Source organism: Novosphingobium sp. FW305-C-111 (genome assembly GCF_058783565.1).
In genome coordinates this window covers 36056-57999 of sequence record NZ_JBYSYP010000007.1, presented here as the reverse complement: position 1 = coordinate 57999, position 21944 = coordinate 36056, and the positions used below count along the sequence as shown (strand labels likewise).

Genomic DNA, 21944 nt, shown 5'->3' with positions numbered 1-21944 from the left:
GTCAGGCGCTGTGCGCCATGACTCTCGCCCGCAGTCTTTCAGGCACGCTGGCATCGTCGATGGTCGGCGGGATTTCGAACGGCTGGCCGCTCGCGATCTTGCGCAGGAGATTGCGCAGGATCTTGCCTGAGCGGGTCTTCGGAAGCTGGTCGACGACGTGGGCCGTTTTCAGGGCGGCTACCGCGCCAAGCTCGCTGCGCACGGCCGCAATGACCCGTTCGGGAATTCCGGCATCGCTCTCGGCCCCGCTGCCGATGACCACGAACGCGACCGGGATCATGCCCTTGATCGGATCGTCAGCGCCGATCACCGCGCATTCGACCACACCGTCCTGCTGGGCGACGATCTGCTCCATCTGCCCGGTCGAAAGGCGGTGCCCGGCAACGTTGATGATGTCGTCGGTGCGGCCCATGATGTGGACGAAGCCGTCCTCGTCAATGAACCCGGCGTCGCCGGTTTCGTAGAAGCCGGGAAAGCCGGCGAAGTTCCTGGCGAAGCCGTCCGGGTTGTTCCACAGCGTGCGGAACGCGCCGGGTGCGAGCGGAGCGCGGATGACGACAGATCCGCTTTGTCCGGCAGGCACCGGGGTGCCGCTTTCGTCAAGCACCGCAAACTCGAAGCCGGGCACCGGGAACCCGGCGGAGCCGCGCTTGCGGCGCAGGTCGCCCAGCGCAAAGCACGAGGCGATGGCCGGCCAGCCGAGTTCGGTCTGCCACCAGTGGTCGATCACCGGTAGGCCGGACCTTTCCTCGAGCCAGGCGATGGTGTCGGGATCGGCGCGCTCGCCGGCCAGGAAAATCGCGCGGCAGGTGCCCGTGCCGATCTCGGCGAGGTACCTGGCGTCGGGGTCCTCCTTGCGCACGGCGCGGATGGCAGTCGGCGCGGTGAAGAAGGTCTTCACGCCGTGCCGCGCAATGGTGCGCCAGAATGTTCCGGGGTCGGGCGTGCCGACGGGCTTGCCCTCGAACAGCACCGTCGTCGCCCCCACCAGCAGCGGGCCGTAGACGATGTAGCTGTGGCCCACGACCCAGCCCACGTCCGAGGCAGCCCAGAACGTGTCGCCCGCGCCGATGCCATAGATGTTGGCCATCGACCACGCGAGTGCGACCGCGTGGCCGCCGTTCTCGCGGACCACGCCTTTGGGCGTGCCGGTCGTGCCCGAGGTGTACAGGATATACAGCGGGTCGTCGGATGCCAGCGGCACGGGATCCGGGACCGGATCGCCAGCCGTCTCGGCGCGCAGAGCCGCCCAGTCCAGATATTCGCCTTCGTCCGCGCGCAGCCGGTCGCGCTGGAGCAGGATGACCGCCTCGACCTCGTGGCCTGCGAGGTCGAGCGCCTCGTCGACCATCGGTTTGTACGGCAGGACGCGGGCGCCCTCGATCCCGCACGACGCTGTGAGCAGGACCTTCGGCTTCGCGTCGTCGATCCGCTTGGCCAGTTCGAGCGGGGCGAAGCCGCCGAACACCACCGAATGAATCGCCCCCAGGCGTGCGCAGGCGAGCATCGCGAAGACCGTTTCGGGGACCATCGGCATGTAGATGACGACCCGGTCGCCCTTGCCTACGCCGAGGCTCGCCAGCATCGCGGCTACCCGGCCGACCTCGTCCAGCAGCTCTGCGTACGAGAAGCTGCGGACGAGGCCGGTCACGGGGCTGTCATAGACCAGCGCCGCCGCATCGCCCCTTCCGGCGGCGACGTGCCGGTCCACGCAGTTGTGGCAGGTGTTGAGCGAGCCGTCCGGAAACCACCCCTGCCCTTCGGCGTAGGCGACAACCGGCGCGGCATGCCAGTCGATGGCCCTGGCAGCCTCTCCCCAGAACGCCCCGGGATCGGCAATGCTCTGGCGGAAGGCTTGCTGGTAGGCTTCGCTCATATCGGCCTCTCTGGGATCAGCGGAAGGTCTTGGACAGGATCACCAGCGTCGGATCGCCCTCGAACGGTTCCGGGACGAACCCCTTCTCGCGCTCCAGTTCGATCGCCGCGTGGTTGTCGCGGCTTTCGATGGCAATGACCCGGCGCACGCCGCGACGCTGCGCTTCCTGGCCGATGAAGTCCAGCAGCGCCCAGCCCACGCCCATGCCCTTGTAGTCGCGCCGCACCGAAATCGCGACTTCGGCAGTGTCGAGCGCGTTGTCGCAGGCGAGCAGCGCGGAAGCGATGACGTTGCCCGTCGCCGCGTCCATCGCGATGAAGCTCTCGCTGCGGAAATGGTCGGCGTGGATCAGCGGATCGAGCTGTTCATGGCTGACATGCTCGCCGGCCACGAAGAAGCGAAAGCGGCGGTCCTCGTCGCTGACCGCGTCGAAGAACGCGGCGAGCGCGGGCTCGTCCTGCTCGGTCGCCGGGCGGACCGTGATGGCGGTGCCGCTGCCGGTGGCGAGCTGGATCAGGGTGTCGGGATCGGACATCGTGGTAACTCCTTGGAGAGGATGCGCCGCCGCTATGCGGATGGTCGGCGCCGCGCCTTGATCCAGGACAACAAGAGCCTGAAATCATGGGCGCGGCACCTCCCGGGGGAGCTTAGTCGTCGATGCTGCGCTTGTAGGTTTCGGGCAGGAAGATCAGCCCGATCACCACCGTCGCAGCGGCCACGACGACGGGGTACCAGAAGCCGTGGTAGATATCCCCGTTGGCTGCGACCATGGCGAAGCCGATCGCCGGGAGCAGCCCGCCGAGCCAGCCGTTGCCGATGTGGTAGGGCAGGCTCATGGAGGTGTAGCGGATGCGGCTGGGGAACAGCTCGACCAGCATCGCCGCAATTGGGCCATAGACCATGGTCACCAGCAGCACGAGGTAGAACAGGATCGCCACGACCATAGGCTTGTCGATCTGTTCGGGATCGGCCTTGGCCGGGTAGCCGACTTTTACGAGTTCGCCAGTGACCGCCGCCTTGGCCTCGACCGCCGGCTTGCCGCCTTCTGCGGGCTTGGCCGGAACCGCCGGGGCGCCGACGACCTGCGCGGTGAACGCGGCGATTGCGGCCTTCTTTTCGTCACCGGTGACCCTGGCCGGGTCCGGCGCGACGATGGTGGTGCTGCCGACGGTGATCGAGGCGATCGTTCCGGCGGGCGCGGCGACGTTCTCATAATTCACCGCCGCCTTGGCGAGGGCGTTCTTGACGATGTCGCAGCTGGTCGTGTCGAACTTGTTCGCGCCGACCGGGTCGAACTGCGACGAGCATTCGCCCGGGAACGCGGTGACCTTGACCGGGGCATTGGCCTGGGCATGAGCGAGCGCGGGGTTGGCCGCCTCGGTCAGCGCATGGAACGCCGGGAACAGGGTCAGCGCGGCAAGGGCGCAGCCGGTGAGGATGATCTTCTTGCGTCCGATCTTGTCCGACAGCCAGCCGAAGAACAGGAAGAACGGCGTCGCGCAGCCCAGCGCGATGATGATCAGGGTGTTGGCGGTGAGGCCGTCGACCTTGAGCATCTTCTCGAGGAAGTACATCGCATAGAGCTGGCCGGTGTACCACACGACCGCCTGACCGGCGATCGCGCCGAAGAACGCAATGAGCACGATCTTGAGGTTCTTCCACTCGGCGAACGCTTCCGACAGCGGCCGCTTCGACGAGGTCCCTTCGGCCTTCATCTTCTGGAACACGGGCGATTCATGCAGCTTCAGGCGCAGCCACAGCCCGATCAAGAGGAACAGCCCCGAGAGCAGGTAAGGCACGCGCCAGCCCCACTCCTTGAACGCCTCTTCACCGACGCCGGTCACCGGCGAGCGGACGAGGATGACGATGAGCAGCGCCATCGCGAGGCCCGCGGTGGCGGTGATCTGGATCCACGAAGTGTAGAGGCCGCGCTTTCCGTCCGGCGCATGTTCGGCAACATACGTTGCCGCGCCTCCGTACTCGCCACCCAGAGCCAGGCCCTGGAACATGCGCAGCACCACCAGCATGATTGGCGCGGCCACGCCGGCCGTCTTGTAGGTGGGCAGGCAGCCGACGAGGAAGGTCGACAGGCCCATCACCAGCAGGGTGATGATGAAAGTGTAACGGCGGCCGACCATGTCGCCGATCCGCCCGAACACCAGCGCGCCGAACGGGCGTACGATGAAGCCCGCCGCGAACACCAGCAGCGCCATGATGAACGAGGTCGTGGGGTTGAGCCCGGTCAGGAACTGCGCCGCGATGATCGCGGTGAGCAGGCCGTACAGGTAGAAATCGTACCATTCGAACACCGTGCCCAGCGACGACGCGGTGATGATCAGCTTTTCGCTGTGCGTCGCCTGATGGTGTCTTGGTAATCCGGACACGTCGTCCGCTATCTCGAACTGGCTCATGGCCCCTCTCCTCTTGTTGTCCGTCAGAAGCTGTACTTCGCCGCGACCTCGACCTTGTCGAGCGCGCCGTCGGCCCCGTTGACGAGCTTGCGCTCACCGTGCCGCACCTCGATGCCGAGGTCGACATTCTTGATCGGCGACCAGAACAGGTTGCCGGCGACGCTCCACGCGCGCTTGTTGAAGGTGCCGACCCCGGCTAGCAGCGCGTCGGCGTAATCGACGGTCTGGTAGCTGCCCATCAGGTTGACCCTGAGCTGCGGGGTCAGCGAGACCCGCGCCGCCGCCATGGCGGCAAAGACATCGACGTCCTCGAGCTTGCCCGTCGCCGGAACCAGCACCGCGTCGGGCGCGAAGTTCAAACCGACATAACGGCCGATGTTGCGCCCGTAAGTCGCCATGAAGCGGAAGTCGCTCGACCTCTTGTCGTTGAGGTAGATCTTGCCCGCCGTGCTGATGCCATAACCCGCTGTGTCGGCAGCGACGCCGGCGTTCTGGACGCGGACCTGACGGCCGAGCCCGGCCAGCGACAGTTCGCCGAAGCTCCCGGCATAGGCCAGCCGCGCGGCGAAGTCGGGCAGCTTGTCGTCGCCGTTCTCGACCAGGGTCGGCGAGCCTAGCGTCGCGGTGCCACTCTCCGGGTTTTCCAGCGCGAGGTGGAGCGTCAGCTCCTTCGACAGCGGCTGGCTGTAGCGGATCTGCGCCTGGCGGACGAAGACGGTGCCCTCGGTCGTGCCGACATAATCGGTGCTTTCGGGCAGCGCGGCGACGTACTGGAAGGTCGTCCATTCCTGGCCGAAGGTCCACTTGTCGACCTGAAGATAGGCCCGGCGCAGCGCAAGGTTGTAGCCGTTGGTTGTGCGCTGCGACCCCTGGGTGCCGGGCGACGTCTCGAAATCGGTCTCGAGGTAGCCCTTGAGCGAATGACCCGAAGCGTCGGTGGCGAAGTTGAGCCAGAACCGCGACTGCTTGGCCGAAAGGTCGGTATCGCGCGAAGCTGGGCCGTTCCCCACCGGGATCGCCTGCGGCAGGTAGAAGTCGCGGCCGGCAGTGTTCGAGGCAACCTCGCCTTCCGAATAGCGGACGGATCCGCCGACGAACTTGAGGTAGCCGCCGAGCTTGATCGTGGTCGAGCCGCTGCGGATGCCTTCCGGTGCCGGCTTCGCTTCGAGCGACGCGACCTTCGCACTGGCTTCGCTTGCCTGCGTGGTGGCGGCGGCGGCCTGTGTCGTCGCGGCTTGTGCGGCGGCGGCGAGCTCGGCGTTCGCAGCGCGCTCGGCCTGCAATTCCTGACGGAGCGCACCGACTTCCGCCTCAAGCGCTTCGAGCCGCTTTTCCATCGCGTCTTCACGCGCGGTGGCGTGCGCCGCGTGAGGCAGCGCCAACGCGCTGGCGAGCAGCGCGACCGTCCATTTCATCCGATGTCCCTGCATCGACCCCTCTCCGTTTCATGCCTCTGGTACGGGCAGTGGAGAGCATCGCGGTTGAACGCCCGTGCCGACAGCCGGACAAAGGTCGATCATCTACGACCTTGGTCTAATCCCCCCTGCCCCGGTCGATACGCTATGCAGTCCGGCAAAAGCACAGCCGGAAGAGGAACCCTGCGATGGCCGAAGCCGTCTACCCCGTCCCCGCCGAGTGGACCGAAAGCGCGTTGATCGACGAAGCGCGCTACCATGAACTGTATCGTCGCTCTGTTGAGGACGCCGACTCGTTCTGGCGCGAGGAAGCGCAGCGGATCGACTGGATCCGGCCGTTCACCCGCGTGAAGGACACCAGCTATTCCGCCGAGGACTTCCGCATCCGCTGGTTCGAGGACGGCACGCTCAACCTCTCGGCAAACTGTCTCGACCGCCATCTCGCCGAGCGCGGCGATGCCATCGCGATCCTGTGGGAGCCGGACGGCCTGGACGAACCGGAACGCCGGATCACGTACCGCGAGCTCCACTCCGAGGTCTGCCGTTTCGCCAACCTGCTCAAGGCACGCGGCGTGACGAAGGGCGACCGGGTCACGCTGTATCTCCCGATGGTGCCCGAAGCCGCGGTGGCGATGCTGGCCTGTGCGCGGATCGGGGCGATCCATTCGATCGTCTTCGCCGGGTTCAGCCCCGAAGCACTCGCCGGACGGATCGAGGACTGCGACAGCCGCATCGTCGTCACCGCCGACGAGGGCCTGCGCGGCGGCCGGAAGGTGCCGCTGAAGGCCAACGTCGATGCCGCTCTTACCCATTGCCCTGGCGTCGAGACGGTCATCGTCCTGCGCCGCACCGGGGCCGACGTGCCCATGGTGCCGGGTCGCGACGTGGACTGGGCGGAGGGTTGCTCCGTCCAGTCCGCAACCTGCGAGCCCGCGGAAATGAGCGCGGAAGACCCGCTGTTCATCCTCTACACCAGCGGCTCGACCGGCAAGCCCAAGGGTGTCCTCCACACCACTGGCGGTTATGCAGTGTGGGCGTCGATGACGCACGAGTACGTGTTCGATTGCCGCCCCGGCCAGGTCTATTGGTGCGCGGCGGACGTGGGGTGGGTGACCGGCCACAGCTATGTCGTTTACGGCCCGCTGATGAACGGCGCGACGACCGTGATGTTCGAGGGCGTGCCCAACTTTCCCGACCCCAGCCGGTTCTGGCAGGTCGTGGACAAGTACGGCGTCGAAATCTTCTATGGCGCCCCCACTGCGCTGCGTGCGCTGATGCGAGAGGGCGACGAGTGGGTGAAGAAGACCAGCCGCCAGACCCTGCGCGTGCTCGGCTCGGTCGGCGAGCCGATCAACCCCGAGGCCTGGGAATGGTACCACAAGGTCGTCGGCGAAGGGCGCTGCCCGATCGTCGACACCTGGTGGCAGACCGAAACCGGCGGGGCAATGATCACCCCCCTGCCCGGCGCGACGCCCCTCAAGCCGGGGTCGGCCAGTCGTCCGTTCTTCGGCGTGCAACCGATGCTGGTCGACAACGAGGGCACACCGTTGGAGGGCGCGACGGACGGCTGCCTCGTCATCGCGGATTCGTGGCCGGGCCAGATGCGGACCGTGTGGGGTGACCACGACCGGTTCTTCCAGACCTACTTCTCGACCTTCCCCGGCCTCTATTTCACCGGCGACGGATGCCGCCGGGACGAGGACGGGTATTACTGGATCACGGGCCGCATCGACGACGTCATCAACGTCTCGGGCCACCGCATGGGCACCGCCGAGATCGAAAGCGCGTTGGTCGCGCATCCGAGGGTCGCCGAAGCGGCGGTCGTCGGCATGCCGCACGAGATCAAGGGACAGGGGATCTACGCATTTGTGACATGCAATGCGGAGGTCGAACCCGACGAGGCGCTGCGCCAGGAGTTGGTCAAGTGGGTCCGCCACGAAATCGGCCCGATCGCCACGCCGGACGTCATCCAGTTCGCACCGGGCCTGCCCAAGACCCGATCGGGCAAGATCATGCGCAGGATCCTGCGCAAGATCGGCGAGAACGATGTCTCCAACCTTGGCGACACCTCGACCCTTGCCGATCCAGGCGTTGTCGATCATCTAATCGCCAACAGGCCCTTGCTGGAGCAGGCGTGACCGAAACTGTCCTGATCGCGGACGACCACCCGCTCTTCCGCCAGGCGCTCGCCATGGCGGTCGGGCAGGTTCTGCCGGACGCGACAGTGGTGGAAGCCGGGACCCTCGCCGCCGCCGCCCATGCGGCCACCGTGGCCGAGGGACTGCGGCTGATCCTGCTCGATCTCAAGATGCCGGGCGCGGTGGGACATTCGGGGATTGCCTTGCTCCATGCAGAGCGCCCCGAGGTGCCGATCCTCGTCGTCTCGAGCGCAGAAGGTGCGGCAGCGGCAGCGGAGGTTCGCGCATTCGGGGCGATCGGCTTCCTCCCCAAGGACAGCGACCTCGCCGCCATCGAGGGCGCGATCCGGCAGGCGCTTGGCGGCAAGGCGGTGAAGGCGGCGGGCAGCGCCTCACCGCTCGACAGCATCCGTCAGGAGGTCGCCGGCCTCACCCCGATGCAGTTCAAGGTCCTCCTCGCCGTGCTCGACGGCCAGCTCAACAAGCAGATCGCGCATACCCTTTCGATCAGCGAGGCGACGGTGAAGGCGCACATGACCGCGATCATGCGCAAGCTCGACGTCAGCAACCGCACGCAGGCCGCGCTCGTAGCTCGCTCGCTAGGGCTGGACCTGAGGCACTGACAGCGCCGCCAACGCGGCCAGCAACGCGTCCGGATCGACCGGTTTGGCGAGCACGGGGACGTTCAGTGCCGCAGCGCGGGCGGTCATCCCCTCGCCGGTCTCCGCAGTGATCAGCAGGGCGGGCATGGCCGGGTGGCGCCTGCGAACGTCTTCGACCAGCGTCAGCCCGTCTTCGCCATCGTCGAGCTGGTAATCGACCAGCATCAGGTCGGCCTCGTCACATGCTGCAAGGGCATCGGCAATCGATCGCGCTGGAAGCGGGCAGTGGCCGACCCCCTCCAGCAAGGCACAGGTCGCGGTTACGATCCGCTCGTCGTTGTCGATGACCAGCACCGACAGCGCGCGATGGTCCGCCTCGCTTACCGCGCGGACCGGGGCGACGGCCTGCCCCGGCCCGTTTGCGGCAGGCAGGAACAGGCTGAACCGGCTTCCCCTGCCCTGCACCGAACTCACGTCGATCCGTCCGCCGAGCAGGCGCGAGGTCCGTTCGACGAGTGCAAGGCCCAGTCCGAGACCTTCGACCTCGACCTCGCCAATCCGGGTAAATTCGCCGAAGATCGTGCCGATCTGGTCCGGCGCGATGCCGACGCCGGTATCGATGACGTCGATCCGCCACTCGTCCCGCCGTCGCCTCGTGCCGATCAGGATCCTGCCGCGCGGCGTGTAGCGCACGGCATTGCTGAGCAGGTTCTGGACCACCGAGCGCAGGAGGCGCGGATCGGTGTTCACGACACCGGGACAGGGGCCGATCCGCAGCTCCAGCCCCTTCTCCCCGGCCAGCGGCCGGAAGCCCTCGCCAAGCTGGGTCAGAAAGGCATGCAGCGTGACTGGCTCTGGGCGCGGGATGACCCCGCCGGCATCCAGCCGGGAAATGTCGAGCAACGCGCGGAGCAGCTCCTCGGCGGCGACGATCGACCCCTCGACCTGACGGACAAGGTCCTTGTTGCCCTGCCACGCCCGGTCCAGCGCGGCAGTGAACAGGCGCGCGGCGTGGAGCGGCTGGAGCAGGTCGTGGCTCGCAGCGGCCAGGAAGCGGGTCTTCTCGGCGTCCGCTTTCGCCAGGCGCCGGTTTGCATCGCTCAGTTCGCGGGTGCGTTCGAGCACCCGGTGCTCGAGCTCGTCGAGCGTCCGGCGCAGCTCTTCGCGCACATTGGCTTCGCCCGTGATGTCGCTGAAGCTCATGACATAGCCGCCGCCCGACATCGGCCCGCCGACGGTCTTGATCACGCGCCCGTCGCTGCGCCGGCGCTCGAAGCTGTGCTCGAGCCGCCGCCGGAGGTGGTCGAGGCGCTTCTCGACGTGGAATTCCACATCACCTTCGCCGAAATCCCCGCGCGCGGCATTGTGGCGAATGAGGTCGGCAACCGGCACGCCCACCCGGAGCAGGCCCGGCGGGTAGCCGAACAGCTCCTCGTAACGGCTGTTCCAGGCGACGAGGTTGAGCTCGCGGTCGACCACGCTGATGCCCGCGTCGATGTTCTCGAACGTATCGGCGAGAAGCTGGCGCGAGAAGCGCAGCGACTGCCCGCCTTCGTCGAGCAGGCGGGTGACGTCGGCGATGCTCATCTGCCCGCCGGCGAGCGCCGACGCGACCAGCGAGCGGGCCGAGGAACTTCCCACCACACCGGCGATCAGCTGCTGCGCCCGTGCGGCCGAGCGGCGGTCCACCGGCGCGCCCTTGCGTACCTCGGGGAACTCCTGCTCGGCCCGCTCCTGCCCGACGAAGCCCGAGGTGAGCTGGACCAGCTCCTCGAGATCGGTGACCTTGCGGTTGGAGCGAAGCAGCAGCGGCAGGGTGCGCCCCGGCGCGCCGCGCGCCGTCATCAGCGCAAACACCGCCAGGTTCGCGCCGAGGCTCCAGGCCACGCCGTGGACGAGCGGAGAGGTCTGTCCGATTCCGAACAGCTGCAGCGGATCGAGCGGTCCCGATGCCAGCGCGTGCAGCCACGCTTCGGGCAGGATCGGCGGCAGGCCAAGGGTGTAGAGCCACAGCACCAGTCCCGTCGCAAGGCTCGCCCGGGCCGGCAGCGGATCGCGCCCGGCACTGTTCACGGCCATGATCAGGTGCGGCGTGAACTGCGCCATCGCGGCGAATGCGACGAGCCCGATCGAGGCCAGCGACTCCCGTGACGAAACCAGCGTCGCCCAGGTCAGGGCCAGGACCATGATCCCGGCGATGGACAACCGCCGCACGAGCAGCATCCGCCGCCCGATCTCGCCGCCGGCCATGCGGGATCCGCTGCGCAGCACCGCCGGAAACAGCAGGTCGTTCGAAACCATGGTGGCAAGCGCCGAGCTGTCGACGATCGCCATCGCCGCCGCCGCGCTGATCCCGCCGAGCATGGCTATCGCCAGCACCGCCTGCTGTCCCGCGTGCGAAGGGATCAGCAGCACATAGAGGTCGGCGATCTGGCCCTTGTCGAACAGCGCGGTACCGGCGAGCGCGATCGGCAGGACCAGCACCGCCATGGCAATGAGATAGGCCGCCAGCCCGAACCGGGCGCGGACGAGGTCTTCGCGCTCGCGCGCCTCGACCAGCCCCATGTAGAACTGCCGCGGCAAGACCACGATCGCCATGACCGAAATCAGGAGCGCGACGAGGAAATCGAGCGAGAGGTGCGAGGGCGAGAACCGCTCTCCGAGCACGGCCTCGCCGCGCGCCAGAACGTCGCCGGGCATGGTGGCAAGCAGCCAGACCGCGACCCCGCCGACCAGCAGCAGCGCCGTGATCTTGACCAGCGATTCGAGCCCGATCGCGAACAGCAGCCCCTCGCTCCGCCCGGCCAGCTCGAAACGGCGGGCGGCGAAGAGGATCGAGAACATGGCCAGCAGCACCGCGGCAGCCACCATTGCCGGTGCGGCAAGCGCCTGCCCGGACACCAGCGCAAAAGCGCTGCCGATCGAGCGGATCTGCAACGCGATATAAGGCACCGTCCCGAGCAGCGCGATCACCGTGACCAGCCGCGCCACGATCACGTCGTGTCCGAAGCGGGCGGCGATGAAATCGGAGACCGTCACCGCCTGCTCTTCGGCGACGGCGGCCGACAACGACCTGAGGAACCGGGGTGCACCGAGCAGGAGGATCGCGGGACCCAGGTAGATCGCAAGGTAGATCCACCCGTCGCGCACCGCGCTGCCGACCGCGCCGTAGTATGTCCAGCTCGAGCAGTAGACCCCGAGCGCCAGCGTGTAGACGCCGTGCCGCAATCGCCGCGCGCGAAGCAGCCGTTCGCCCTGCGCCTCGACGAGCGCCGCCACAGCGAATAGCGCCGCGATCAGCGCCAGCGCAAAGATGATTGCCAGGTTCAGGCTCAACCCGCGGCACCCCCCGGGTCACATATGCCACAAATCCGGCACGCGCCAAGCAATGCCGCTGCGGCGCAAAAACCGGACATGCAGCGCCATCTTCCGCTCGCGCGGTTTTGGTCAGTTGATCAGACGGTTTGCCCTGAGCCGATCCGCCGCAAGGTCGACAAAAGCGCGCACCTTGGCAGAGGCGCGCCGACCTTCCGGATGGACGATGTGGATCGGGAGCGGCTCCTGCTCGAAGTCCGCGAGGACGGTCTGCAAGCGCCCGGCCGCAAGGTGCTCGCCGATCTGGTAGGAGAGCACGCGGGCCAGCCCCCATCCGTCGAGGGCGGCGAGAATGACGGCGTCGTACGTGCTGCAGAAAAGCCGCGGCTTGACGTGGACGCGCTGCTTCTGATCCCGTCCGAATTGCCAGTCGAGCGAGGCGAATGCACCGGTTCCAGTCGTGATCGTGTGGCGGGTCAAGTCGGCCGGCGTTTGCGGCACCCCATGCGCGGCGAAGTAGGCGGGAGCGCCGCAGACGACCTGCCGGACCTTGCCGACCTTGACCGCGCTCTGGCTCGAATCCGGAAGGTGGCCGATGCGGATCGCGACATCGATGCCTTCGTCGACCAGATTGACGACCCGGTCGACGAACAGGCCGTTGACGGTAACCTCCGGGTTCTCGCGCAGGAACTCGGTCAGGATTGGCACCATGAACTGCTGGCCGAACAGGACCGACGCCGTGACATTGAGGACGCCGGTCGGCCGCACATAGGAACCCGACGCCGCGGCTTCGGCTTCTTCCACGTCGGCCAGGATCTTGCGGCAATCCTCGAAATAGCGGCTTCCGGCCTCGGTCAGGCGGACCACCCGGGTCGTGCGGGTAAACAGCCGCGTCCCGATCTGCTCCTCGAGTGCGGAGACGGCCCGGGTCACGGCAGGCGGGCTCATGTGCAATTGCCGGGCGGCCTCGGCAAAACTGCTGGTCTCCGCGACTTTGACAAAGGTCTGCATGGCTTCAAGCTTGGCCACGGCGTTCTCCGTAACGGATGCTCACTGGACCCTGCCGCAGCAGGCGGCGGGGTTCAAGACTATTCCGAGAATCGGAATAGTGACTTGACGTTTACCGACCTTCAGTTCGTTCGCCGAATGGTTCAGACAGGGGATGCAAGAGGCCCGGCACCCCATCCTGCTGCGGCAATATGCGCGTCGGAGTGACCCTGATGAAGCTCTATCACCACCCCCTGTCGGGCCACGCACACCGCGCCCGCCTGTTCCTTTCGCTGACCGGAACCCCGGTCGAACTGGTCGAAGTCGATCTGGCCAAGGGCGCGCACAAGTCGCCCGAATTCCTGTCGCTCAACCGGTTCGGGCAGGTGCCCGTGCTCGATGATGAAGGCACCGTGATCGCCGACTCCGCCGCGATCCTCATCTACATCGCCACGAAGCATGGCCTCACCGACTGGCTGCCCACCGATCCGGCCGGTGCGGCTGCCGTCCAGCGCTGGCTCTCCGTCGCCGCGGGCCAGATCGCCTTCGGCCCTGCCGCCGCCCGCCTGATCACGGTGTTCGGCGCCGGCTTCAATGCCGACGAAGTCATCGGCCGGGCCCACGCGGTTCTCAAGACCATCGACGAGGAACTGGCCGGCCAGCAGTGGATCATCGGCGGCGACAGGCCGACCATCGCCGATGTCGCGCTTTACAGCTACATTGCCCGAGCGCCGGAAGGCAATGTCGACCTCGCTCCCTACGCCAATGTTGCTGGCTGGCTGAGCCGTGTGGAAGAGCTGCCGGGCTTCGTGCCCTTCGTGCAGACCCCGGTGGGTCTGGCTGCCGCCGCCTGACCATCCCTGCTTCCGGTCGCGCCCACGCCGTGCGAAGGTGCGACCGGACTGCTTGCCCTCTGCGAGGTTGCCATGCGTTCGAACGACGATACCCCGTCCGGCTCGCCATTTCACAGCGGCGAGATCGAACTTCAGCGCAAGCTGGGCGTTGCCGAGCGCATGGACATGTTCGGTCGGCGCGTCATCCGCGATCACATGCCCGATCAGCACCGCGACTTCTTTGAACAGCTGCCGTTCCTGGTCGCGGGCACGGTGGACGCATCGGGCGACGCCTGGGCCACGCTGATGGCCGGGGAACCGGGCTTCACCCGCGCCCCCGATCCGCGCACGCTGACGATCGCCCTGCCAAACGATCCTGATGACCCTGCGACGAACGGGCAGGCTCCGGGGAGTGCGATCGGCATTCTCGGAATCGAACTTCACACCCGCCGCCGCAACCGGATGAACGGGGTTCTTGCCTCGATTGGCGAGGACAGCCTTTCGATCGCGGTCGAGCACAGCTTCGGCAATTGCCCGCAGTACATCCAGAGCCGCAACTGGCATATTGGCGATCGCCGCGCCGGGCTCGCGCCCGCCGAATGGCTGGACACGCTCGACGATGCCGCGCGGGCCCTGATAAGTGCTTCCGACACGTTCTTCGTCGCCTCGTACGTCGAATTGCCGGATGGTCGGCGACAGGTCGATGCCTCGCACCGCGGGGGCAGGCCGGGGTTTGTCCGGATCGATGACGAGGGCAAGCTTACCATTCCCGACTTTGCCGGAAACCTGCACTTCAACACGCTCGGGAATTTCCTCAGCAATCCGCGCGCGGGGCTGGTGTTCGTCGATTTCGAGGACGGCACCATGCTGCAGCTGACCGGCGATGCCGAGGTCATCCTCGATTCACCCGATATTGCTGCGTTCCAGGGCGCAGAGCGGCTGTGGACCTTCGTTCCGCGCAAGCTGGTCCGCCGCAGGGCCGCTTTCCCCCTGCGGTTCGACTTTGTCGACTGGTCACCCAACTCACTGATGACCGGCGACTGGGTGCAGGCCGAGCAGCGCCACAAGGCAGCCGAGCGCGGGTCTGCGTGGCGGCCGCTGCGCGTGGCGAAGATTGTCGACGAAAGCAGCGTGATCCGCTCGTTTCACCTCGAACCGACCGACGATGCCGGACTGATCGCCAACCTTGCGGGCCAGCACCTGCCGATCCGGGTTCGTCCAGATGCGGAAGCGGGCGAGGTCATCCGCACCTATACCCTGTCCTCCGCTCCTTCAGACGGCGTTTATCGGATCAGCGTGAAGCGCGACGGTCTCGTCTCGAGCCATCTGCACGGAGCCGTCGCCGTAGGCAGCCTGATCGAAGCACGCCCGCCCGCAGGCGGTTTCACGATCGACCCCGCCGAGCGGAGGCCCGCCGTCCTGCTGGCCGCGGGGGTCGGCATCACCCCGATCCTCTCGATGCTGCGCCACGTCGTCTACGAAGGACTGCGGACCCGCCGGGTTCGACCGACTACGGTCTTCTATGCGGCGCGCACCAAGGCCGAACGCGCCTTCGACCGGGAATTGCGCGACCTTGCCGACCTAGCCAATGGCGCGGTGCGGATCGTGCGCGTGCTCGCCGATGCGACAGGCGCCCTGCCCGATTCCGACTATGAGGCGGTTGGCCGGATCGACATGGACCTGCTCCGCTCCGTCCTGGGCTTCGATGACTACGATTTCCTGATGTGCGGTCCTCCGCCGTTCATGCAGGCCATGTACGATGGCCTGCGCGGGCTGAACGTGGCCGACAGCCGCATCCATGCCGAAGCATTCGGCCCGGCCTCACTGAAGCGCACGAGAGACACCGTGGCAGGCGCGGAGATGCCTCCTGCTGCGACCGGCCCGGTGCCGGTTGCGTTCATGGCATCGGGCAAGGAAGCCCGCTGGACGCCCGAAGCCGGGAGCCTGCTCGATCTGGCCGAAGCCCGCGGGCTCTCGCCCGAATTCAGCTGCCGCGGCGGGAGCTGTGGCACCTGCAGGACAAAGATCGTGGCCGGAGCCGTGACATACCCTTCGGAGCCTGCCTTCGCGGTGGCGAAGGACGAGGCGCTGATCTGCTGCGCCGTCCCAGCCGCCAAGGCCGATGGCGAGCCCGATCGCCTCGTGCTCGAGCTTTAACCAGGACATTCCCGGATCTGCCTCTACCCAAGCAAGCCCTGACAACGTTCGCTTGCGAGCGCCCCCGATACCGTCCGCCCAATTCTCCAGAACAAGGAACACCGCGATGACCCGCCCCCCGCTGCCGCCGTTTACCGCAGAAAGTGCCGCCGAGAAGATCCGCCTGGCCGAGGATGGCTGGAACAGCCGCGATCCCGCGCGGGTCGCCTTGGCCTACACACCCGACAGCCAGTGGCGAAACCGCGCCGAATTCGTAACCGGACGCGAGGCGATCGAAGGTTTTCTCGCTCGCAAGTGGACGCGCGAACTCGACTACCGGCTCGTCAAGGAGCTGTGGGCGCACGACGGCAACCGCATCGCCGTGCGCTTCGCCTATGAATACCGCGACGACAGCGGCAACTGGTACCGGGCCTATGGCAACGAGAACTGGGAATTCGACGCCGACGGTCTGATGCGCCGGCGCATTGCCAGCATCAACGAGCATCCCATAGCCGAAGCCGACCGCAAGTTCCGCTGGCCGCTGGGCCGGCGTCCGGACGACCATCCGGGCCTGAGCGAGCTCGGCCTTTGATCTTTCGGGAGACAGGCGCCATCCGGTCCGCGCTCGCGGGTTGGTCCCCAGTCGCGGTCAGCCAGCGCGAAGACGGGGCCGGACCTGGGATAGGCCGCCGGCGAGGACGACCAGGGAGCTGACCGCGACGGCCCCAAGCAGCCATGGCAGGACGACGTCGAGAATTTGGCCGAACGCTAGGTCGATGCCGAAGACACGCTCGATCAGCCAGCCCGATGCCGCGATGCCGATCAGGCTGGCAGCCCCGATCCGATAAGCAGCCTGCGCATTTGCCAGGCGGAGGATCGCCGGAAGACAGACCGCGACAATCATCAGCTGGACCGCTTCGATGCCGAGGTTGAAACCCAGGATCGCTTCGGCCCGGTTACCTCTCGCCACTCCGAGATTGCCGACGAGCGTGGCAAAGGCGAGCCCGTGGACCAGCCCGAACCCCATCGCAACCTGCGCCTCCCGCCCGGGAAAGATCGGTCGTGCCGCGTGCAGCGCCGAGATTAGCACGGACAGGGCAATCGCGCTTTCGACCGGCGCGACCGGCAGCTGTGCATCGAGCAGCGTCGCCGCGATCAGGGTCACGCTGTGACCGACGGTAAACCCCGTGACGATCCACGCGATGTGGCGAACCGTCGCCCGAAGAGGACGCTCCTCCCCCCACTGCTTCCCGGCCGCCAGCAACGGCGCGGGGATCAGCAGGGCAAGCAGGAACAGCAGGTGGTCATAGCCTTCGAGGATGTGGCGCGCCCCCAGCAGGAAGCCGCTGACCAGCAGCACAAGGCCGCCCCCGCCCTTGCTCTCGACCATCAGGGCCGGCCGCGCGTCGGTCAGGGTCCCGATCAGGCGGCGATCTGCGCTGGGCCGGCCCGTGATGTCGCCCCCTTCGACCAGCAACGCGAAATGGGTCGGCACCTCCCGGGTCACGGCGTGCCATTCGAACCTCAGCCTGTCGACCGGCGCGCCCGGCGGCGGCGTCAGGCGGATCGAGGCAGCGAGATCGGGCGGACCGAGGACCGTCTCGAACCGGGTTTCGACGACTGCGACCTGCCAGGGCCGGCCGTCTGGCGCCGTGACAGCCATGTTCGCGGCGAGGTAGTGCGCCGCGGCAGCACGGCTGCCCGGTGAGCCATCGGTCGATGCGCCGGTGGCGTAGGCATACTCGCCTTGGGGGATAACGACGTCGGCGACCACCTCGCGGGCCTCGAACGTTAGCCGGACTTCCGAATTCGGCGTGAGGTGAGCGGATGCGCTCGCGCTCCACAACAGCGCGATGAGAACACCCAGCAGGCCCCACTTACTCATGGCCGAACCAGATATAGAGCGCGGCGGGATCGGTCAGGCGGGGATTGTGCGCAAGCGCCGCCTTGCGAGCCGCGTCAGCCTCCTCCCCGCGGCCGAGCGCATCGAGCGCCGCGGCCTTCTCCATCGCAAGAAGACCCGTCCGCCAACCGGTCGCCTCCGCGCGCCGAAGCGTCTCCAGCGCGCCAGCCGGGTTGCCGGACAAGGTTTCCGCGCGGGCGAGCGGAACGAGCGCCTGTCCGTATGGCCTCGCGGCGGCGTCCTGCCGCGCCAGCGTTAGCGCCGCCTGCGGCGATCCCAGTGCCAGATCGTGCTCCGCCGCGTGCTGGGCAAAGGCCGCCGGAAACTGGGCCATCCTCTCCGCCCAAGCCTGGCCCGAGCGTGCCGCCCAATCGCGGCTTTCAGTCCCCCGTCCCTGCAGGCGGAGAAGATAGGCCAGTGCGTCCATGACCTCGGGCTTGCCGGTCCGCCCGGCGATCCGCGCGTAGTCTGCGATCGCGCCGGGGAAATCGCCTTCGATCGCACGCTGCTGGGCGGCCCATGCCTGGGTCATCCAGCGTCCCGGAAAGATACCCTGCGCAGCCTTGATCCACCGCCCTGCCTCGGCCCAGTCTCCTGTCGCATAGGCGAGCGCCGCCCGCTGGAGCGCCAGGTCGGCAAGAACCGCCGGCTGCTGGCCGGGGGCGACCAGCGCCGTTTCGATCAGCCGCCGCGCTTCGTCCATGCGGCCGGTCCGGGCCAGGAGCAGCGCATGACGCACCTGAATGCCGGGCGTGTCCGACAGGCCCCGCGCCTCGCCATAGAGCGCCTCTGCCCTGCCCATGTCGCCGCGCTGGAAAGCCATGTCACCGCGCATCGCCAGCGCGTCTGCGCGCTCGTGCGGCGGCGGGGGAACGACTTGCCGGTCGAAGCGGTCGAGCGCCGCGGCCGCGTCGTCCAAGCGGTGCAGCATCAGCGAAACCGTTGCCCGCGTCAGGGTCGGGCCGGCGGGATCGGGCGCGATGGCCAATGCCTGGTCTATCAGCTTGTCGGCCTCGGCGAGGTCTGCAAGGTCGCCTGTCAGCCGATACCGGGAGACCAGCGCGACGCTGAGTGCCTCGATCCGCATCCACTCCCGCGGCCCTGCGGCGAGTTGCCCTCGGGCTCCGATCACCCGCTGGTCGACCGCCGCCAGGGCCGAGGAAAAGTCTTTCGGACCGAACGCAGGACGCAGGCTTTCGGGGCGAGCCGAAGGCGCATCGCCGGCTCGCCCCCAATGATCCCACGCAAAACCGCCCGCTGCCGCAAGGATTGCGGCGATCAGGAGGAGAATGGCCAGCCGCAGGCCCGAAACGGACCTGCCGCCTTTCAACAACCGACTGCCGGGAACCTGCCCCCCCAGCGCCGGAGCAACGCTATGACTCATCGTGCGTCGCTCCGGCGGAGCCGAACCAGGTCCCTGTCAGTTCGGCTTTGCGCATGGCTTGAGGCCCAGCGCGATCAGGTCGTCGGCAAGGCCGTTGGTGAGCAGGGTCAGTTGCTGCGTCATCTCCGGCACATAGGGGCCCGACACGTCGTCAGCCGGGTCGTCGTCGTTGAAGTTGTTCTTCTGCGCAGAGCCGATCAGCGCAGCCGAGACAGCCGGCATGCCTTCCCGGTCCACCCGAACGAAGCTGGACGGCGGATCGGAGCGGAAGTTGAACCCGCTGCCGCTGCCGCTCGCCAGAGGAGGCGTGCCCTGCGGCGCGGCCAGATAGGGGAACGTTGTCAGGAATGCCCGGTCGTTGGCGGCCGGATTGAGCGGCAGGTTGGCGAAGGTCGCCGCGCTTTGGCCAGGGGCGTTCACGTCGAGGAACAGCACGGCCAGGGTGATGTCCACCACCGGGTCGGCGAGCGCGCGACCGTTGGGGAAAGCCGTCGCCGTGTTGGTATCGATCTTGAGCGTGTCGGGGATGACCAGCGAGGCCGGTGTTGCCCCGCCTGTTCCCGGGATGACCTGGTTCAGGCACGATGCGACACTGTACGTGGTGGCAGGCGTTGCGCTCGGCGTTGGGGTCGGCGTGGGCGTTGGCGCGGGTGTCGGGATGACCACCGGCGAACCGTTGTTGTCATCACCACATGCCGCCAGCAGGAGCGCCAGCGAAAGCGGGACGGCGGCGAGGAGAGCCGAAGCTCGTCCGGTCATATTGCGAATGCGCATCAGATCTGCCCTCCGATCCGGCCGGTGGTTGTCCACATCTCGAGCTTGCCGGTCGAGCCGACGAGTCGCGATTTCGGAATTTGCAGGGCGATCGCGGTGATGTTCTTGCTGTTGAAGAAGCTGCGGTTCTTGTCGAACTTGATCTGGCCCGTCGCCCGCGATTCCCGCAGGCCCTGGGAGTCGAAGAAGAACGGATCGTCGAACAGGCCGGCACGCACCTTGACCGCTCCGGAAACCAGGGTCTGTTCGACCGGCCCCTCGATGGTCGGAGTGCCGGGGATGCCTTCCACCCGGACGCCCCAGTCGTCCGCGCCCGCGCCCTTGCCGAAGCGCATGCGGATCGGAATCTCGGTCGTCGTCGCCGGCGCCTCGTTCGAGATGTTGATGGTGTAGAGAACGTCCCGGTCATAGGCCGCGGGCAGGTTTGTCGCCGCAGGCCCGCCGAACGTCAGGATGATGTTGACGTTGTCGCCATCCATGAACGTGTAGATGTCGGCGATATCCGCTGCGGCATCGGGCGTGGCGTCGAACAGCGGATCGGTTCTTGCCGGTGGATCGAGGTGGTCGGCGGTGCGTGCCGACTGGCCCGGGACAAGGGTCACGGCCGCCAGACCGGCGACGCCCAGCGTTCCGGCCAGTAACCAAATTCTTCGATTGGACATGCGAATCTCCCAAAACGACGCATCGAGGGTGGTTCGCGACCAGGTCCATTCTTCGACAGGCGCGCCTGCCGCGGGGACTTCTTTGCCGTCAGTCAGGCTGACGACGCTAAGTTCTCATACTAAAAAGAGAAATGCAACCTGCCCAATTTCAGGAAGAGGTTGACTAAGTCGATTTGTCCAGCCTCCGCGCGAGCAGGTACCGACGCTCTAACATGGATTAGCCCTGGACCGACGCGGGCCTGAATCCGGCGGACAACGCATGGTACAGCTTGTCGGGACAGATCATGCTGCTGACCCAGTCCGCGATTAGCGCGGCACCGAACAGCGGAAGGATCATTGCCCGGTCCGCGGTCATTTCCATGACGATGATCACGGCCGTCAGCGGCGCACGGACCACGCCGGTGAAATAGGCCGCGACACCCAGCAGGACCAGCGCTCCCGAGGGGCCGCCCTTAACGACGTATCCGACCAGCTGGCCCAGTCCTGCCCCGACCGACAACGACGGCGCGAAGATCCCGCCCGGTGCCCCGCTGGCGGCCGTCGCGAGCGTGCTGACGAACTTGGCCGGTCCGAAGGCGAGCGGAATGCCGGATTCGCCGCTGAGCAGGGCCCGCGTCGATTCATAGCCCGTGCCCCAGCTCGCCCCGCCGCTCACCACGCCCGTCAGCGCGACTACCAGGCCGCAGGCAAAGGCGAACGCCAGCGGGCGTTTCCGCGCCATTGCAAGCGGCCCATGCCGAACCCGGCCCAGGGCGATGAGGAGGCGGGCAAATAGCCCGCCAAGCGCCCCGCCAAGCACCCCGATCACGGGCGCCAGCCAGACGATCTCGGAAAGGTCGAGCTGCCGGGTCATCGCACCGAAATAGACATAGTCTCCCGCAATCCCGAGGCTGACGAGACCCGAAATCATGACCGCCGCCATCACCAGGACGGCGACCTTCTGCTCGAAGGCTGCGGCAAGCTCCTCAATGGCAAAGGCCACGCCGGCTAGCGGCGTGTTGAAGGCTGCGGCCACCCCCGCCGCTCCGCCCGCGATGATCACTCCGGCGTTGACCGGAACCCGCAGCCATCGATGGACGGCGACCATGATCGCCGCGCTGATCTGGACCGTCGGCCCTTCGCGCCCCACCGCACCGCCGCCGAGCAGCATCAGTATCGTGCCGACGAACTTGGCGGCCGCGGTACGCAGCGAAAGCAGAGGCCCGCCAGCCCCCACCTCCGGATTATGGCCCGCGGCCATGACCTGCGGGATGCCGGAGCCTCTCGCTTCGGGAAACCAGCGCCGGGTCAGTCCAACCACCGAAACGAAAACCAGCGGCGTCAGGCCAGCGGCGAGCCAGGGGGCCACTCTCCAAAGCTGGTTGAAGGCCCCTTGCGCCACTTCCCCGGCCTTGGCGAAGACGATGGCGGCAAGCCCCAGCAGCACTGCCCCGACGACGGCGGCAAACCGGCGAAGAAGGGCGGCCGAGTTGGCATGGATGCGCTCTCGCCAGGTCATGGTCGCGGGT

The 21944-nt window shown here is 67.3% G+C and carries 16 protein-coding genes; 5 read left to right on the top strand and 11 right to left on the bottom strand.

The genetic code is table 11. The features are described from left to right. Position 1: 1 nt before the first annotated feature. From AC3WLD_RS09890 to AC3WLD_RS09875, 4 genes are all read right to left on the bottom strand, one after another. A complete protein-coding gene (locus AC3WLD_RS09890; protein WP_492556793.1) occupies positions 2–1876 on the bottom strand; it encodes an AMP-binding protein in 1875 nt (624 codons plus the stop codon). A gap of 16 nt (positions 1877–1892) precedes the next feature. Then, positions 1893–2411, bottom strand: a complete 519-nt coding sequence (locus AC3WLD_RS09885; protein ID WP_492556792.1) for a GNAT family N-acetyltransferase — start codon at positions 2409–2411, stop codon at positions 1893–1895. Positions 2412–2523: 112 nt separating this feature from the next. Next, positions 2524–4287 carry an MFS transporter gene (locus AC3WLD_RS09880; RefSeq protein ID WP_492556791.1) on the bottom strand — a complete coding sequence of 588 codons (1764 nt, stop codon included), beginning with the start codon at positions 4285–4287 and terminating at the stop codon, positions 2524–2526. A gap of 23 nt (positions 4288–4310) precedes the next feature. Next, on the bottom strand, positions 4311–5702 hold the full coding sequence (locus AC3WLD_RS09875) for a DcaP family trimeric outer membrane transporter (protein ID WP_492556790.1): 1392 nt from the start codon (positions 5700–5702) through the stop codon (positions 4311–4313). Between the two features lie 188 nt (positions 5703–5890). Between AC3WLD_RS09875 and acs the strand changes: the two genes are divergently transcribed. Together acs and AC3WLD_RS09865 are read left to right on the top strand one after the other, a co-directional pair. Continuing rightward, on the top strand, positions 5891–7840 hold the full coding sequence (gene acs / locus AC3WLD_RS09870; protein ID WP_492556789.1) for an acetate--CoA ligase: 1950 nt from the start codon (positions 5891–5893) through the stop codon (positions 7838–7840). Then, positions 7837–8463, top strand: coding sequence for a LuxR C-terminal-related transcriptional regulator (locus AC3WLD_RS09865; protein WP_492556788.1), 627 nt, complete (start codon positions 7837–7839; stop codon positions 8461–8463). Before acs ends, AC3WLD_RS09865 begins: the two co-directional genes overlap by 4 nt. Here AC3WLD_RS09865 and AC3WLD_RS09860 read toward each other — a convergent pair. Next, complete coding sequence (locus AC3WLD_RS09860; RefSeq protein ID WP_492556787.1) at positions 8440–11778, bottom strand: PAS-domain containing protein; 3339 nt, start codon at positions 11776–11778, stop codon at positions 8440–8442. The genes AC3WLD_RS09865 and AC3WLD_RS09860 overlap by 24 nt on opposite strands. 111 nt (positions 11779–11889) lie before the next feature. Then, on the bottom strand, positions 11890–12786 hold the full coding sequence (locus AC3WLD_RS09855; protein ID WP_492556786.1) for a LysR family transcriptional regulator: 897 nt from the start codon (positions 12784–12786) through the stop codon (positions 11890–11892). 191 nt (positions 12787–12977) lie between these two features. On the opposite strand from AC3WLD_RS09855, the gene AC3WLD_RS09850 reads away from it, so the two are divergent. The 3 genes from AC3WLD_RS09850 (at position 12978) to AC3WLD_RS09840 (ending at position 16305) form a co-directional block, all read left to right on the top strand. Continuing rightward, on the top strand, positions 12978–13598 hold the full coding sequence (locus AC3WLD_RS09850) for a glutathione S-transferase family protein (RefSeq protein WP_492556785.1): 621 nt from the start codon (positions 12978–12980) through the stop codon (positions 13596–13598). Positions 13599–13670: 72 nt separating this feature from the next. After that, the gene (locus AC3WLD_RS09845; RefSeq protein ID WP_492556784.1) at positions 13671–15734 is read left to right on the top strand and encodes a pyridoxamine 5'-phosphate oxidase family protein; all 2064 of its coding nucleotides are present in this window, start codon (positions 13671–13673) and stop codon (positions 15732–15734) included. 106 nt (positions 15735–15840) lie between these two features. After that, the gene (locus tag AC3WLD_RS09840; protein WP_492556783.1) at positions 15841–16305 is read left to right on the top strand and encodes a nuclear transport factor 2 family protein; all 465 of its coding nucleotides are present in this window, start codon (positions 15841–15843) and stop codon (positions 16303–16305) included. A 57-nt stretch (positions 16306–16362) separates the two neighbouring features. Here the strand turns inward: AC3WLD_RS09840 and AC3WLD_RS09835 are convergent, their stop codons facing one another. The 5 genes from AC3WLD_RS09835 to AC3WLD_RS09815 all read right to left on the bottom strand — a co-directional run bounded on the left by AC3WLD_RS09835 (position 16363) and on the right by AC3WLD_RS09815 (position 21934). Further along, complete coding sequence (locus AC3WLD_RS09835; RefSeq protein WP_492556782.1) at positions 16363–17598, bottom strand: HupE/UreJ family protein; 1236 nt, start codon at positions 17596–17598, stop codon at positions 16363–16365. Next, positions 17591–19000, bottom strand: coding sequence for a tetratricopeptide repeat protein (locus AC3WLD_RS09830; protein WP_492556781.1), 1410 nt, complete (start codon positions 18998–19000; stop codon positions 17591–17593). Before AC3WLD_RS09830 ends, AC3WLD_RS09835 begins: the two co-directional genes overlap by 8 nt. Positions 19001–19036: 36 nt before the next feature. Further along, the gene (locus AC3WLD_RS09825) at positions 19037–19774 is read right to left on the bottom strand and encodes a DUF4331 family protein (RefSeq protein WP_492556780.1); all 738 of its coding nucleotides are present in this window, start codon (positions 19772–19774) and stop codon (positions 19037–19039) included. Next, a complete protein-coding gene (locus AC3WLD_RS09820; RefSeq protein ID WP_492556779.1) occupies positions 19774–20376 on the bottom strand; it encodes a DUF4331 family protein in 603 nt (200 codons plus the stop codon). Before AC3WLD_RS09820 ends, AC3WLD_RS09825 begins: the two co-directional genes overlap by 1 nt. A gap of 277 nt (positions 20377–20653) precedes the next feature. Continuing rightward, a complete protein-coding gene (locus AC3WLD_RS09815) occupies positions 20654–21934 on the bottom strand; it encodes a chloride channel protein (RefSeq protein ID WP_492556778.1) in 1281 nt (426 codons plus the stop codon). Positions 21935–21944: the final 10 nt, after the last annotated feature.